Genomic DNA, 12,056 nt, shown 5'->3' with positions numbered 1-12,056 from the left:
CCGACCCGCTGCGCGGGGGATGCCGGCTGGGGGTGGGCTGTCGAGGATGAGGGCGCGCTTTCGCGCCTCCCTCAGCCCTCCTTCGGGCCGAGCCTCTTGTCGAGGTAGGTCCCGACGACCTGCATCAGTTCCTCGGTCTTGTTCTCGAAGAAGTGGTTGGCGCCTTCCACCGTCTGGTGCTCGATCTGGATGCCCTTCTGGGTCTTCACCTTCTCGATCACGCTCATGACGTCCTTGATGGGCGCCACCCGATCCTGGGAGCCGTGAACGAACAGCCCGGAGGACGGGCAGGGGGCCAGGAAGGAGAAGTCGAAGCGGTTGGCCGGGGCCGCGATGGAGATGAAGCCCTCGATCTCCGGGCGGCGCATAAGCAGCTGCATGCCGATCCAGGCGCCGAAGGAGATGCCGGCGATCCAGCAGGCGCGCGCCTCCGGGTTGATGGCCTGGGCCCAGTCGAGCGCCGCGGCGGCGTCGGAGAGCTCGCCCTGGCCGTGGTCGAAGCTGCCCTGGCTGCGGCCGACCCCGCGGAAGTTGAAGCGCAGCGCCGAGAAGCCACGCTCCACGAAGCCGTAGTAGAGGGCGTACACGATCTGGTTGTTCATCGTGCCGCCGAACTGCGGATGCGGGTGGAGCACGATGGCGATGGGCGCGCCCTTCGTCTTCGACGGGTGATAGCGGCCTTCGATACGGCCGGCGGGACCGTTGAAGATGACCTCGGGCATGGGCTCTCGACCTCAGCTTTGACGTTGAAAAGGCCGCAGCCCGGGCTCATCGCCCGCCTCGCCTCGGCTTGACTCCGAGGCGCTGTCGGCCCACAATTTCTGTTAGAATTATTCTAACAGTGGAACAAAGGTGAACGGACCCGCCCGTCGCCGCCGTTCCACTGTGGGAGCGCCGCTTTTAGCACAAGCGCCGGGGTCGGTTGCAAGCCTTTGCTGCCGCTCAGAGATGGCGTTTGGCGAAGCGGGAAACAAGGTCTGTCCCCCAATGTCGCGCCCGCCGCGCAGCTACCTGGACCATAACGCCACCTCGGACCTGCGTCCCGAGGCGCGCGAGGCCATGCTCGCGGCCCTGGATGCGGGCGGCAACGCCTCGTCCGTGCACGCCGAGGGGCGGGCGGCCCGCGGCCGCATCGAGGCGGCGCGGGAGGAAGTGGCCGCGCTGGCCGGCTGCGCCGCATCGCGGATCGTGTTCACGAGCGGCGGCACCGAAGCCAATGTCCTGGCGCTGACGCCTTTCGTCGAGCGCTGCGGCGAGCGGCAGGTTCTGGACCGGCTGCTGACGACGGCGGTGGAGCATCCCTGCGTGCTCGAAGGCGCGCGCTTCCCGTCGGACCGCATCGAGCGCATTCCGGTGACGGCGGACGGCGTCGTGGACCTGGCCTGGCTGGGGCAGCGCCTCGCTACCGCGACCACGGCCGGCGAGCGGGTCATGGCGTCGGTCCAGGCCGCCAACAACGAGACCGGCGTCGTGCAGCCGGTGCGGGCGGCGGCGGATCTCGTTCACGTCCACGACGGCGTGCTGCATTGCGACGCCGTGCAGGCGCTCGGCAAAACCGGCTTCTCGGTTGCGGCGAGCGGCGCGGACCTGGTCGCCCTGTCGGCGCACAAGATCGGCGGGCCGCAGGGCGTCGGCGCCCTCGTGGTGAGCGGCGGCCTCCATATCGCCGACCGCGTTCTGCGTGGGGGCGGCCAGGAGCGCGGCGCCCGGGCCGGCACGGAGAATGGGCCCGGCGTCGCCGGATTCGGCGCGGCGGCCAAGGCCACCCGGGAGGCTGGCGAAGCGGAGCGCGGACGCATCCGCGCGCTGCGGGACCGGCTGGAAATCGAACTGCTGACGATTGCGCCCGAGGCCGTCATCTTCGGCGGGGCCGTGGAGCGGCTGCCCAACACGACCCTGTTCGCGCTGCCCGGCCTCAGGGCCGAGACGGCGCTGATCGCGTTCGACCTCGAAGGCGTGGCGCTGTCATCGGGGTCCGCCTGCTCGTCAGGCAAGGTGAAGCGTTCGCACGTGCTCGAGGCCATGGGCGTCTCGCCGGACCTTTGCTCCGGCGCAATCAGGGTCAGCCTCGGCTGGTCTACCGAGGAAGCTGACGTGATCCGCTTCCTCGGGGCCTTCGAAAAACTCAGAAAAACACTACATAAGCGGCTGGGTCGCGCAGCAGCCTAGCAGAGACTTCCCACCCCCAACCCCCCGGCCCTTGAAGCCGTCGAGGAAGGAGCCAGAAATGCCTGCCGTGCAGGAGACCGTCGAGCAGGTCCGCTCGATCGATGTGGACCAGTACAAGTACGGTTTCATCACCGACATCGAGGTGGACAAGGCCCCCAAGGGCCTGAACGAGGACATCGTCCGCTTCATCTCGGCCCGGAAGGGCGATCCCGAGTGGATGACCGAGTGGCGCCTGGACGCCTTCCGGCGCTGGCTGACCATGCAGGAGCCCACCTGGGCCCGCGTCGAGTACCCGCCGATCGACTTCCAGGACCTGTACTACTACGCCGCGCCGAAGAAGAAGGCGGGACCGCAGTCGCTCGACGAGGTCGATCCGGCGATCCTCGAGACCTACAAGAAGCTCGGCATCCCGCTGCGGGAGCAGGAGATCCTGGCCGGCGTGCAGACCTCGAAGGTCGCCGTGGACGCGGTGTTCGACAGCGTCTCCGTGGTGACGACCTTCAAGGAGGAGCTGAAGAAGGCCGGCGTGATCTTCTGCTCGATCTCCGAGGCCATCCGCGAGCACCCGGATCTGGTGCGCCAGTACCTCGGCTCGGTGGTGCCGGTCACGGACAACTTCTATGCGACCCTGAACTCGGCCGTGTTCACGGACGGGTCCTTCGTCTACGTGCCGCCGGGCGTTCGCTGCCCGATGGAGCTGTCGACCTATTTCCGCATCAATGAGAAGAACACCGGCCAGTTCGAGCGCACGCTGATCATCGCCGACAAGGGCTCCTATGTGAGCTACCTCGAGGGCTGCACGGCGCCCCAGCGCGACGAGAACCAGCTGCATGCGGCCGTGGTCGAGCTGATCGCGCTCGATGACGCCGAGATCAAGTACTCGACCGTCCAGAACTGGTACCCCGGCGACAGCGAGGGCAAGGGCGGCGTCTACAACTTCGTGACCAAGCGCGGCGACTGCCGCGGCAAGAACGCGAAGATCTCGTGGACGCAGGTGGAGACCGGCTCAGCCATCACCTGGAAGTACCCGTCCTGCATCCTGCGCGGCGACGGCTCGCGCGGCGAGTTCTACTCGATCGCGGTATCGAACGGCTACCAGCAGGTGGACAGCGGCACCAAGATGATCCACCTCGGCAAGAACACGACGAGCCGGATCATCTCCAAGGGCATCTCGGCCGGGTTCTCGCAGAACACGTACCGGGGTCTCGTGTCGGCCCACCGCAAGGCCTCGGGCGCGCGCAACTTCACGAACTGCGATTCGCTGCTGATCGGCGACAAGTGCGGCGCGCACACGGTGCCCTACATCGAGTCTAAGAACGCCAGCGCGATCTTCGAGCACGAGGCGACCACCTCCAAGATCTCCGAAGACCAGCTGTTCTACTGCCAGCAGCGCGGCCTCTCGGAAGAGGAGGCCACGGCGCTGATCGTCAACGGCTTCGTGAAGGATGTGCTCCAGCAGCTCCCCATGGAGTTCGCCGTGGAGGCGCAGAAGCTCATCTCGATCTCGCTGGAAGGCTCGGTCGGCTAACCCCATCCCGCGTCATGGCCGGGCTTGCCCGGCCGTCCACGGCCTCCGCAGCGGCGTCGAAGCCCGGACGCCCGGTCAGGCCGGGCCTGACGGACAACGAAATCCAGGACTGATCCCATGCTCGAAATCCGCAACCTCCATGTCCAGATCGAGGACAAGAAGATCCTCAACGGCCTCAGCCTCACTGTGAACGACGGCGAGGTCGCCGCCATCATGGGGCCGAACGGCTCCGGCAAGTCGACCCTGAGCTACGTCATCGCCGGCAAGGAGGACTACGAGGTCCTCGACGGCGAGATCCTGCTCGACGGGCAGAACCTGCTGGAGATGGAGCCCGATGCGCGCGCCGCCGCAGGCGTGTTCCTGGCCTTCCAGTATCCGCTGGAGATCCCGGGCGTCGCCACCATGACCTTCCTGAAGGCGGCCCTGAACGCCCAGCGCAAGGCGCGCGGGGAGGGCGAGCTCTCCACGCCGGAGTTCATGAAGAAGGTCCGCGCCGGGGCCGAGCGCCTCCACATCCCGCAGGACATGCTCAAGCGCGCCCTGAACGTCGGCTTCTCCGGCGGCGAGAAGAAGCGCATGGAGATTCTGCAGATGGCGCTCCTGGAGCCGCGCTTCTGCATCCTGGACGAAACCGATTCCGGCCTCGACATCGACGCGCTCAAGATCGCCGCGGACGGCGTGAACGCGCTGCGCGACCCGAAGCGCTCCTTCCTGGTGATCACCCACTACCAGCGCCTGCTGAACTACATCGTCCCGGACACCGTGCACGTGATGGCCAATGGCCGGGTCGTGAAGTCGGGCGGCAAGGAGCTGGCGCTCGAGCTCGAGGCCAACGGCTACGCCGACTATCGCTCGCAGGCGGCGTGAGGCGGCCATGGCGCAAGTGACCCCCATGCGGACCGCTGCGGAAACGCAGCTGCTCGACCTGTTCCCCGCCGTGAAGGCGCGCCTGCCCGGCGCAGCCGAGCCGCGGCAGCAGGCCTATGACGCCTTCGCAAAGGCGGGCCTGCCGCATCGCCGCGTCGAGGCCTGGAAGTACACCGACCTGCGCGCCAGCCTGCGTGAGGCCGCTCCGCTCGCGGACGCGCCTTCGGCCGCTGTGCTGGGCGAAGTCCGGACCAAGGCGGCGCCCTTCGCCGGGCTTGGCCCGGCGCTGGCGATCGTGGACGGCATGTTCGAACCGTCCCTGTCGGACCTGCACGGCATGCCCGCCGGCGTCCAGGCCGTGGGCCTCGCCGGCGCTCTTGGAACGGGCCATGCGCTGGCGGCTCAGGTGGGCCAGGCGGCCCAGGCCGATGACGCCGTGCTGGCGCTCAACGCCGCGCTGATGACGGACGGCGTCATCCTGCGGGTGGCGGCCGGGACCCAGCTGGAAAGGCCGCTCGTCGTGCGCTTCGTCCGCACGGGTTCGCAGGCGCGCGCCGCATTCACGCGCGTGCTGCTCGTCGTCGAGGAGGGCGCGAGCCTGACCTTGGCCGAGACCCACGAAGGCCCCGCGGGCGTCGGCCATCAGGACAACACGGTTGTCGAGGTCATTACCGGCGACAAGGCGACGGTGCAGCATGTTCGCCTCAATGCGGACGGAGGCGGCGCGGTCGACCTGTCGACGTTGGGCGTGAAGCTCGGGGCTGACTGCGCCTTCACGAGCTTCGCTCTCGTCACCGCTCCGGCGCTGACCCGACACCAGATCTTCGTGACCTTCGCCGGCGAGAACTCCCGCGTGTCGCTGAACGGCGGTGCGCTGCTCAAGGGTCGCCAGCACGCGGACACCACCCTGGTGGTGAACCACGCCGTGCCGCACTGCGAGAGCCGCGAGCTCTACAAGCACGTGCTCGACGGCGAGGCCACGGGCGTGTTCCAGGGCAAGATCATCGTGGAGCCGCACGCTCAGAAAACGGATGGCCAGATGATGAGCCAGGCCGTGCTGCTGGGCGACAACGCCACCATGAACAACAAGCCTGAGCTCGAGATCTTCGCCGACGACGTGGTGTGTGCTCACGGCGCGACCTGCGGCCAGTTGGACGACGACCTGCTGTTCTACCTGCGCGCCCGCGGCTTGCCGAAGCCGGACGCCGAGGCGCTCATGCTGCAGGCCTTCGTGGGCGAGGCGCTCGAGAAGGTGGAGGACGAGAGCATCCGGGACGTGCTGGAAGGCGTCGTCGAGGCCTGGCTCCGGGCGCGCCTGTAAGGCGCGGGATCCATCGAAAAGCAGTGAGCTGTCATTGCGAGGAGCGGAGCGACGAAGCAATCCAGGATCGCTGGACAGTCCCCCTGGATTGCTTCGCTCCGCTCGCAATGACGGTGATTGATGCCGCCTGGCGGCAGATTGGTGACCACAATGACCGCAGCTCCCGCACGACCCTTCGATCTCGCGGCGATCCGGGCGGATTTCCCGATCCTCTCCAAGGAGGTCTATGGCAAGCCGCTCGTGTATCTCGACAACGCCGCCTCGGCCCAGAAGCCGCGGCAGGTGATCGAGCGCATGGTCCATGCCTACGAGCATGAATACGCGAACGTGCACCGCGGGCTGCACTTCCTCGCCAACGCCGCCACCGAAGCCTTCGAGGATGCGCGCGAGAAGGTCCGCGCCTTCCTGAACGCGGGCTCCACGGACGAGATCATCTTCACCCGCTCGGCCACGGAGGCGATCAACCTCGTCGCCGCGAGCTTCGGCCAGCTTGCGGTCGGGGAGGGGGACGAGATCGTGGTGTCCATCATGGAGCACCACTCCAACATCGTCCCCTGGCATTTCCTGCGCGAGCGCAAGGGCGCGGTGCTGAAGTTCTCGCCGGTGGACGACGACGGCAACTTCCTGCTGGAGGAGTTCGACAAGCTCCTGACAGAGCGCACCCGCATCGTGGCGATCACCCACATGTCCAACATGCTGGGCACCATCACGCCGATCCGGGAGATCATCCGCATCGCCCACGAGCGCGGCATCCCCGTGATGGTGGACGGCAGCCAGGGCGCGGTCCACCTGCCGGTGGACGTGCAGGCGCTGGACGCCGACTTCTATGTCCTGACCGGCCACAAGGTCTACGGCCCGACGGGCATCGGCGTGCTGTACGGCAAGCGCGAGTGGCTGGAGAAGCTGCCGCCCTTCAACGGCGGCGGTGAGATGATCAAGGACGTCACCGAAGACTGGGTGACTTACGGGGATCCGCCGCACCGGTTCGAGGCGGGCACGCCGCCGATCGTCCAAGCCATCGGGCTGGGCGCCGCCGTCGACTACATGACCTCCATCGGCCGCGACGCCATCCTGGCGCAGGAGAACAAGCTCCGGGACTACGCCCTGGAGCGCCTCGGGGCCATGAACTCGCTGCGGATCTTCGGGCGGGCTCGGGACCGCGGCGCCATCGTGTCGTTCGAGCTCAAGGGCGCGCACGCCCATGACGTCGCCACCGTGATCGACCGCTCCGGCGTGGCCGTGCGGGCCGGGACGCACTGCGCCCAGCCGTTGCTGGCGCGTTTCGGCGTCACGTCGACCTGCCGGGCGTCGTTCGCGTTCTATAACACGGTCGAGGAGATCGACCGTCTTGCCGAGGCCCTGCAAAAGGCCGAAGCTCTCTTCGGATGAGAAAGCCCCCGCGATGAGTGAAGCAACCGACGTCGTCGCCCCCAACAAGCCGGCCATCGACGCGCCCACGGCGCTCCCGCCGGAAGAAATCGACCGCCTGACGGACGAGATCGTGGCGGCGCTGAAGACCGTCTACGACCCGGAAATTCCGGCGGACATCTACGAACTCGGCCTCGTCTACAAGGTAGACCTGGACGACGACCGCAACGTCTCCATCGACATGACCCTGACCGCGCCGGGCTGCCCGGTGGCCGGCGAGATGCCGGGCTGGGTGGAGAACGCCGTGGCGTCCGTGCCGGGCGTGCAGTCGGTCAAGGTCAACATGGTTTTCGATCCGCCGTGGGATCAAAGCCGCATGTCCGACGAGGCTCGCGTCGCGCTGGACATGTGGTGAGCGCCCCGGCGCTTGCCCTTTCGCATGAACGCTCCGCGCGCCCGTGGGTTTAAACGGGCGCTCGTGCACGCTACATTAGGGCTTAGCATCTGATCCTGCCCGGGCCTTGAACCCGGCAGCGAGGAGAGGACCCCCGATGGGAATGCTTCCCAAGCTCAAGGTGATGAACCTGACCGACGCCGCCGCGGCTCGGGTGAAGGAGATCATCGAGAATTCCGAGACGCCGATCGTGGGCGTGCGCGTCGGCGTGCGCAATGGCGGCTGCGCCGGCATGTCTTACACCATCGAGTACGCCGACAGCATCCGGCCCGGAGACGAAGTGGTCGAGGACAAGGGCGTCACGGTGCTGGTCGACCCCAAGGCCGTGCTGTTCCTGCTCGGAACCGTCATGGACTTCCGGGTGACCAAGCTGTCGTCGCAGTTCGTTTTCGAGAACCCCAACCAGACCTCGGCGTGCGGTTGCGGCGAGTCGGTCGCGCTGACGCCAGCCAACCCTGAACAACTCGCGTCCGCGGGCGCCTGAGCCTGTCCGTGGATAGGGCGGATCTCGAGGATCTGTTCGCCCCAGCCGCCCGGGTCGAGGTTCGCCGCATGTTCGGCGGCCATGGCGTGTTCGACGGCGGACTCATGGTGGCCCTCTTGCTGAAGGGCGTCATCTACCTGAAGTGCGATCCCGAAACGGCGCCGCTGTTCGAAGCCGAGGGCCTGGAGCCCTTTCGTTATGAGGTCAAAGGCCGGATTCAGGCGATTGGCTACCGGCAACTGCCGGAAGCAGCCCATGACGACCCGGAGGTCCTGGTCCAATGGTACGGTCTGGCGCGCTCGGCGGCGCTGCGCGCCGCTGCCCGCAAGGCGAAGACCTCACGACGCGTGAAGGCCTGATCGGCGTCAGGCCACGTCCGAGAAGTCCTGCTCCACCTCGGTTTCGAGGACAGTTTTGTTGCGCCCGGCGCGCTTGGCCTGCAAGAGGCAGCGGTCGGCGCGCTCGATCAGCATCATTGCGTTGTCGCCGGCGCGGAACGCGGCGGCTCCGATCGAAACGGTGATCCGGCCCAGGGCCTCGCCCGTGGAGCGCTTGACCAACTCGCGGCTCATCACCGTCTGCCGGATACGCTCCGCCACGAGGGAACCGGACTGGAGCGAAGACTGGGGCAGGATGATTGCGAACTCCTCGCCGCCAAAGCGGGCCGCCGTGTCGGTGGGACGAACGGCGCCCTTCATCGACATGGCGACGAGACGGAGCACCTGGTCCCCGGTCAGGTGGCCCCAGGTGTCGTTGAAATCCTTGAAGTGATCGACGTCGATCATGAGTAGCGTCAGCGGCTCGCCGCTCAGCGCCGCGTGATCGATGGCCGCGATCAGCGTGTTGTCCAGGTGCTTGCGGTTGGCGATCGTGGTGAGCGGGTCCGTGAGGTTCTCCGTCCGGATCGACTCGAGCGCCTGGCGCAGGTCCTGCACCTCGCTGCGCGTTTCCTTGAGACGGGTCTCGAGCGCCCGGTTGGCGGCGGCGGTATCGCGGGTGGCGGCCACGAGGCGGGCCACGACGTCGCGAATCAGGTCGCGGTCGACGCTGACCGCGAGGTCATCGGAGATTTCCTTGAGGCTGTCGCCGTAGCGCGTCGTGGACCCGAGCGCCTCATCGATCGTGCTCATGACCGAGTCGATCTCGGCGATCACGCCGAGGCTGGCCTTCTCCGCCTGCGCGGCCATGCGGTTGGGCGACAGGAACTGGTCATAGAGCCGGTCGATCGCGCCGGCGTCCAGGCGTTCGCCCTCCGCCAACTCGGTGGCGAGCGCCTTGCTAAGCATGGGATTGCGGCCGGCGACGTGCGTGTACCACACCTCGTAGGCGCGCGGGATGGGGGAGGGGCCATGCGCCTCGATGTGCCGCATGGCTTCGCCGGCCAGCCTCGTCGCGGCTGTGTCGTCGGCAGTTCTTGCAACCATGAGGCAGGCTCCCATCCTCAACTGGACTGAGAGTTGCACAACCGGATTAAGGGAAGGCTAATCGCGCCTTCCTGGCCGTTCGTCAGGTCCGCTTGACCGAGCGGAGCAGGAAGGACGGAACGTGATCGCCCAGACCAATGACCGGGGGCTCCTCGGGCTCCGGCCGGCGCTGGGGCGCGCGGGCCTGCCGCTCGGGGCGAGGCGCCTCGCCTGCTGCGGGACGCGGGCCACGGTCGCGGCGCTCATGCGATTGCTGCCGGTCGCGAGAGCCCGCCGCGCGGGCCGGTGACGGTGACTCGGTTTCCGAACGCCGGGTTTCGGCCTGCCCGTCATGGGAACGACCCCGACCCCCATCGCGGCCGCCGCGGCGTCCGCCGGCGCGGCGACGGCGCTCGCCATCGCCTTCGCCCTGCGGCGGGAGTTCGCCTTGCCACTCAATCGAGGCGCCGATCATCTGCTCGATCGCGGCCAGGCTCTTCTTGTCGTCAGAAGTCACGACGGTGATCGCCACGCCCTTCTTGCCGGCGCGACCCGTACGGCCGATGCGGTGGACATAGTCCTCGGCGTGATGGGGCACGTCGTAGTTGAAGACGTGGCTGACGTCCGGAATATCGAGGCCGCGGGCAGCCACGTCGCTGGCCACCAGCAGTTGCGTCGAGCCGTTGCGGAAGGAGTCGAGCGCGGCCATGCGGGCGCGCTGGTCGAGGTCCCCGTGAAGCGCAGCGACGTTGAAGCCGTGACGCTGCAATGAGCGGTACACCGTCTGCACGTCCCGCTTGCGGTTGCAGAAGATGATCGCGTTCTTGAACTCGGGCTGCTGCCGGATGAGGTTGCGGAGCGCCTCGCGCTTCTCGTGAGGCTCCGCGCCGGCGCCGACCAGGCGCTGGGTGATGGTGGTCGCGGTGGACGCCTGGCGGGCGACCTCCACCTTGGCCGGATTGTGCAGGAACGTCTCGGTGAGCCGCTGGATCTCGGGCGGCATGGTGGCCGAGAAGAACAGCGTCTGCCGGGTGAAGGGCACCATGCGGCAGATGCGCTCGATGTCGGGGATGAAGCCCATGTCGAGCATGCGGTCGGCCTCGTCGATGACGAGGATCTCGATGCCCGTGAGCAGCAGCTTGCCGCGCTCGAAATGGTCGAGCAGGCGGCCGGGCGTCGCGATCAGCACGTCGACGCCGCGGGTGATCTTGGCGTCCTGGTCGCCGAAGGAAACGCCGCCGATGAGCAGGGCGACGTTCAGGCGCTGGTTGGCGCCGTACTTCGTGAAGGACTCCTCGACCTGAGCGGCGAGCTCCCGCGTCGGCTCCAGGATCAGGGTGCGAGGCATGCGGGCGCGGGCGCGGCCCTGCTCCAGCAGGGTCAGCATCGGCAGCGTGAAGGCCGCCGTCTTGCCCGTGCCGGTCTGGGCGATGCCGAGCACGTCGCGTCGGGCGAGGGCGTGGGGGATCGCCTCCGCCTGGATGGGCGTGGGCTGCGTGTACCCGGAAGCGGTGACCGCTTCGAGAACCTTTTCACTCAGGCCAAGATCAGAGAAGTTCATTCTTCAGGCCGCCTCACGGCGCGGCGATCGACGCTGTTGCGCGTTGAAGGGGTGCGGAGCCGGGAGACGCGCGTCGTCAAGGGCCGGCCGCCCCGCAAAGGATGGGCGATACATAGAGCTATTTCGAATCAAGTCAATTCGCTAAACGGTCCGACCCCGCTGAAATGACGCTGAAAACCAAGGATTGTTCCGAGTATGACCGTTCCCTTGGTCTTTGCGCCTGGCCTGAACTGCACCGCGGAGCTCTTTTCGCGCCAGGCGGAGCGCTTCGAGAGCGAGCGCAAGGTGTTGTTCGCCGACACCGTGTCGGACGCCACGGTGGCCGCCATGGCGGGGCGGCTGCTGGCCTCGGCCCCTCCTCAGTTCGCGCTGGCGGGGTTGTCCATGGGCGGCTATCTCGCGCTCGAAGTCATGAGGCTGGCGCCCCGGCGGGTGGCGGCTCTGGCGCTGCTGAACACGAACGCCCGCCCGGACACGGACGAGGGGACCCAGCGCCGCCTGCGACTGATGGCCATGGCCGAGGCGGGACGTTTCGAGGCGGTGCACAGCGCGATGTGGCCGACGCTGGTGCACCCGGAGCGGCGAGGGGACGCGGATCTTGAGAGCGTGGTGCGGCGCATGGCGATGGCGGTGGGGCCGGAAGCGTTCGCCCGTCAGCAGCGGGCCTGCATAGGCCGCATGGATTCGCGTCCATTTCTCGGCGCGATCTCGGCGCCGACCCTGGTGCTGACGAGCGAGCAGGACCTGTTGATGCCGCTCGAAACGTCCCAGGAGATGAAGGACGCCATTCCGGGAGCCGAACTGGTCATCGTGCCGGAGGCGGGGCATCTCTCGAGCCTGGAGCAACCCGAGTTGGTCAGCGAGGCTTTGGCGGCTTGGCTGGGCCGGTCAGGCGCCTGAG

The 12,056-nt window shown here is 67.7% G+C and carries 12 protein-coding genes; 9 read left to right on the top strand and 3 right to left on the bottom strand.

Features of this window, described 5'->3' with window-relative positions; genetic code table 11:
• Positions 1 to 71: 71 nt before the first annotated feature.
• On the bottom strand, positions 72 to 722 hold the full coding sequence (locus SLNSH_RS07350) for an alpha/beta hydrolase (RefSeq protein ID WP_106336028.1): 651 nt from the start codon (positions 720 to 722) through the stop codon (positions 72 to 74).
• Positions 723 to 987: 265 nt separating this feature from the next.
• On the opposite strand from SLNSH_RS07350, the gene SLNSH_RS07345 reads away from it, so the two are divergent.
• From SLNSH_RS07345 to SLNSH_RS07310, 8 genes are all read left to right on the top strand, one after another.
• Positions 988 to 2,169, top strand: coding sequence for a cysteine desulfurase family protein (locus SLNSH_RS07345; RefSeq protein WP_106336027.1), 1,182 nt, complete (start codon positions 988 to 990; stop codon positions 2,167 to 2,169).
• Between the two features lie 58 nt (positions 2,170 to 2,227).
• Complete coding sequence (gene sufB / locus SLNSH_RS07340; protein ID WP_106336026.1) at positions 2,228 to 3,697, top strand: Fe-S cluster assembly protein SufB; 1,470 nt, start codon at positions 2,228 to 2,230, stop codon at positions 3,695 to 3,697.
• A 117-nt stretch (positions 3,698 to 3,814) separates the two neighbouring features.
• The gene (sufC, locus tag SLNSH_RS07335) at positions 3,815 to 4,564 is read left to right on the top strand and encodes a Fe-S cluster assembly ATPase SufC (RefSeq protein ID WP_106336025.1); all 750 of its coding nucleotides are present in this window, start codon (positions 3,815 to 3,817) and stop codon (positions 4,562 to 4,564) included.
• 7 nt (positions 4,565 to 4,571) lie between these two features.
• A complete protein-coding gene (sufD, locus tag SLNSH_RS07330) occupies positions 4,572 to 5,885 on the top strand; it encodes a Fe-S cluster assembly protein SufD (RefSeq protein ID WP_106336024.1) in 1,314 nt (437 codons plus the stop codon).
• Between the two features lie 150 nt (positions 5,886 to 6,035).
• Positions 6,036 to 7,274: a cysteine desulfurase gene (locus SLNSH_RS07325; RefSeq protein WP_106336023.1), complete on the top strand. Its 1,239-nt coding sequence runs from the start codon at positions 6,036 to 6,038 to the stop codon at positions 7,272 to 7,274.
• Positions 7,275 to 7,287: 13 nt separating this feature from the next.
• Positions 7,288 to 7,668 carry an SUF system Fe-S cluster assembly protein gene (locus SLNSH_RS07320; protein WP_106336022.1) on the top strand — a complete coding sequence of 127 codons (381 nt, stop codon included), beginning with the start codon at positions 7,288 to 7,290 and terminating at the stop codon, positions 7,666 to 7,668.
• Between the two features lie 142 nt (positions 7,669 to 7,810).
• Entirely contained in the window at positions 7,811 to 8,191 is a 381-nt protein-coding gene (locus tag SLNSH_RS07315; RefSeq protein WP_106336082.1) for a HesB/IscA family protein, read from the top strand.
• Positions 8,192 to 8,199: 8 nt separating this feature from the next.
• The gene (locus SLNSH_RS07310) at positions 8,200 to 8,550 is read left to right on the top strand and encodes a TfoX/Sxy family protein (protein ID WP_210202485.1); all 351 of its coding nucleotides are present in this window, start codon (positions 8,200 to 8,202) and stop codon (positions 8,548 to 8,550) included.
• Between the two features lie 6 nt (positions 8,551 to 8,556).
• Here the strand turns inward: SLNSH_RS07310 and SLNSH_RS07305 are convergent, their stop codons facing one another.
• Together SLNSH_RS07305 and SLNSH_RS07300 are read right to left on the bottom strand one after the other, a co-directional pair.
• A complete protein-coding gene (locus tag SLNSH_RS07305; RefSeq protein ID WP_158266709.1) occupies positions 8,557 to 9,615 on the bottom strand; it encodes a GGDEF domain-containing protein in 1,059 nt (352 codons plus the stop codon).
• A gap of 82 nt (positions 9,616 to 9,697) precedes the next feature.
• Positions 9,698 to 11,155: a DEAD/DEAH box helicase gene (locus SLNSH_RS07300; RefSeq protein WP_106336020.1), complete on the bottom strand. Its 1,458-nt coding sequence runs from the start codon at positions 11,153 to 11,155 to the stop codon at positions 9,698 to 9,700.
• Positions 11,156 to 11,350: 195 nt separating this feature from the next.
• Here SLNSH_RS07300 and SLNSH_RS07295 point away from each other — a divergent pair, with 195 nt between their 5' ends.
• Positions 11,351 to 12,055 (top strand): alpha/beta fold hydrolase, encoded by a 705-nt coding sequence (locus tag SLNSH_RS07295; protein WP_106336019.1) that lies wholly within the window; start codon positions 11,351 to 11,353, stop codon positions 12,053 to 12,055.
• The last annotated feature ends 1 nt before the right edge of the window (position 12,056 follow it).

Origin of the sequence: Alsobacter soli (genome assembly GCF_003004785.1) — a bacterium.
GTDB lineage: Bacteria > Pseudomonadota > Alphaproteobacteria > Rhizobiales > Beijerinckiaceae > Alsobacter > Alsobacter soli.
Note: the sequence above shows the minus strand (reverse complement) of the source record. Positions and strands in the feature narration are given on the sequence as shown.

Bases quoted from the DNA above. Each gene is read 5' to 3' on its own strand.
- SLNSH_RS07320 (WP_106336022.1), top strand. From the start codon at position 7,288: ATGAGTGAAGCAACCGACGTCGTCGCCCCCAACAAGCCGGCCATCGAC.
- sufC (WP_106336025.1), top strand. From the start codon at position 3,815: ATGCTCGAAATCCGCAACCTCCATGTCCAGATCGAGGACAAGAAGATC.
- SLNSH_RS07305 (WP_158266709.1), bottom strand. From the start codon at position 9,615: ATGGTTGCAAGAACTGCCGACGACACAGCCGCGACGAGGCTGGCCGGC.
- SLNSH_RS07325 (WP_106336023.1), top strand. From the start codon at position 6,036: ATGACCGCAGCTCCCGCACGACCCTTCGATCTCGCGGCGATCCGGGCG.
- SLNSH_RS07345 (WP_106336027.1), top strand. From the start codon at position 988: ATGTCGCGCCCGCCGCGCAGCTACCTGGACCATAACGCCACCTCGGAC.
- sufD (WP_106336024.1), top strand. From the start codon at position 4,572: ATGGCGCAAGTGACCCCCATGCGGACCGCTGCGGAAACGCAGCTGCTC.
- SLNSH_RS07315 (WP_106336082.1), top strand. From the start codon at position 7,811: ATGCTTCCCAAGCTCAAGGTGATGAACCTGACCGACGCCGCCGCGGCT.
- SLNSH_RS07350 (WP_106336028.1), bottom strand. From the start codon at position 722: ATGCCCGAGGTCATCTTCAACGGTCCCGCCGGCCGTATCGAAGGCCGC.
- SLNSH_RS07300 (WP_106336020.1), bottom strand. From the start codon at position 11,155: ATGAACTTCTCTGATCTTGGCCTGAGTGAAAAGGTTCTCGAAGCGGTC.
- SLNSH_RS07295 (WP_106336019.1), top strand. From the start codon at position 11,351: ATGACCGTTCCCTTGGTCTTTGCGCCTGGCCTGAACTGCACCGCGGAG.
- sufB (WP_106336026.1), top strand. From the start codon at position 2,228: ATGCCTGCCGTGCAGGAGACCGTCGAGCAGGTCCGCTCGATCGATGTG.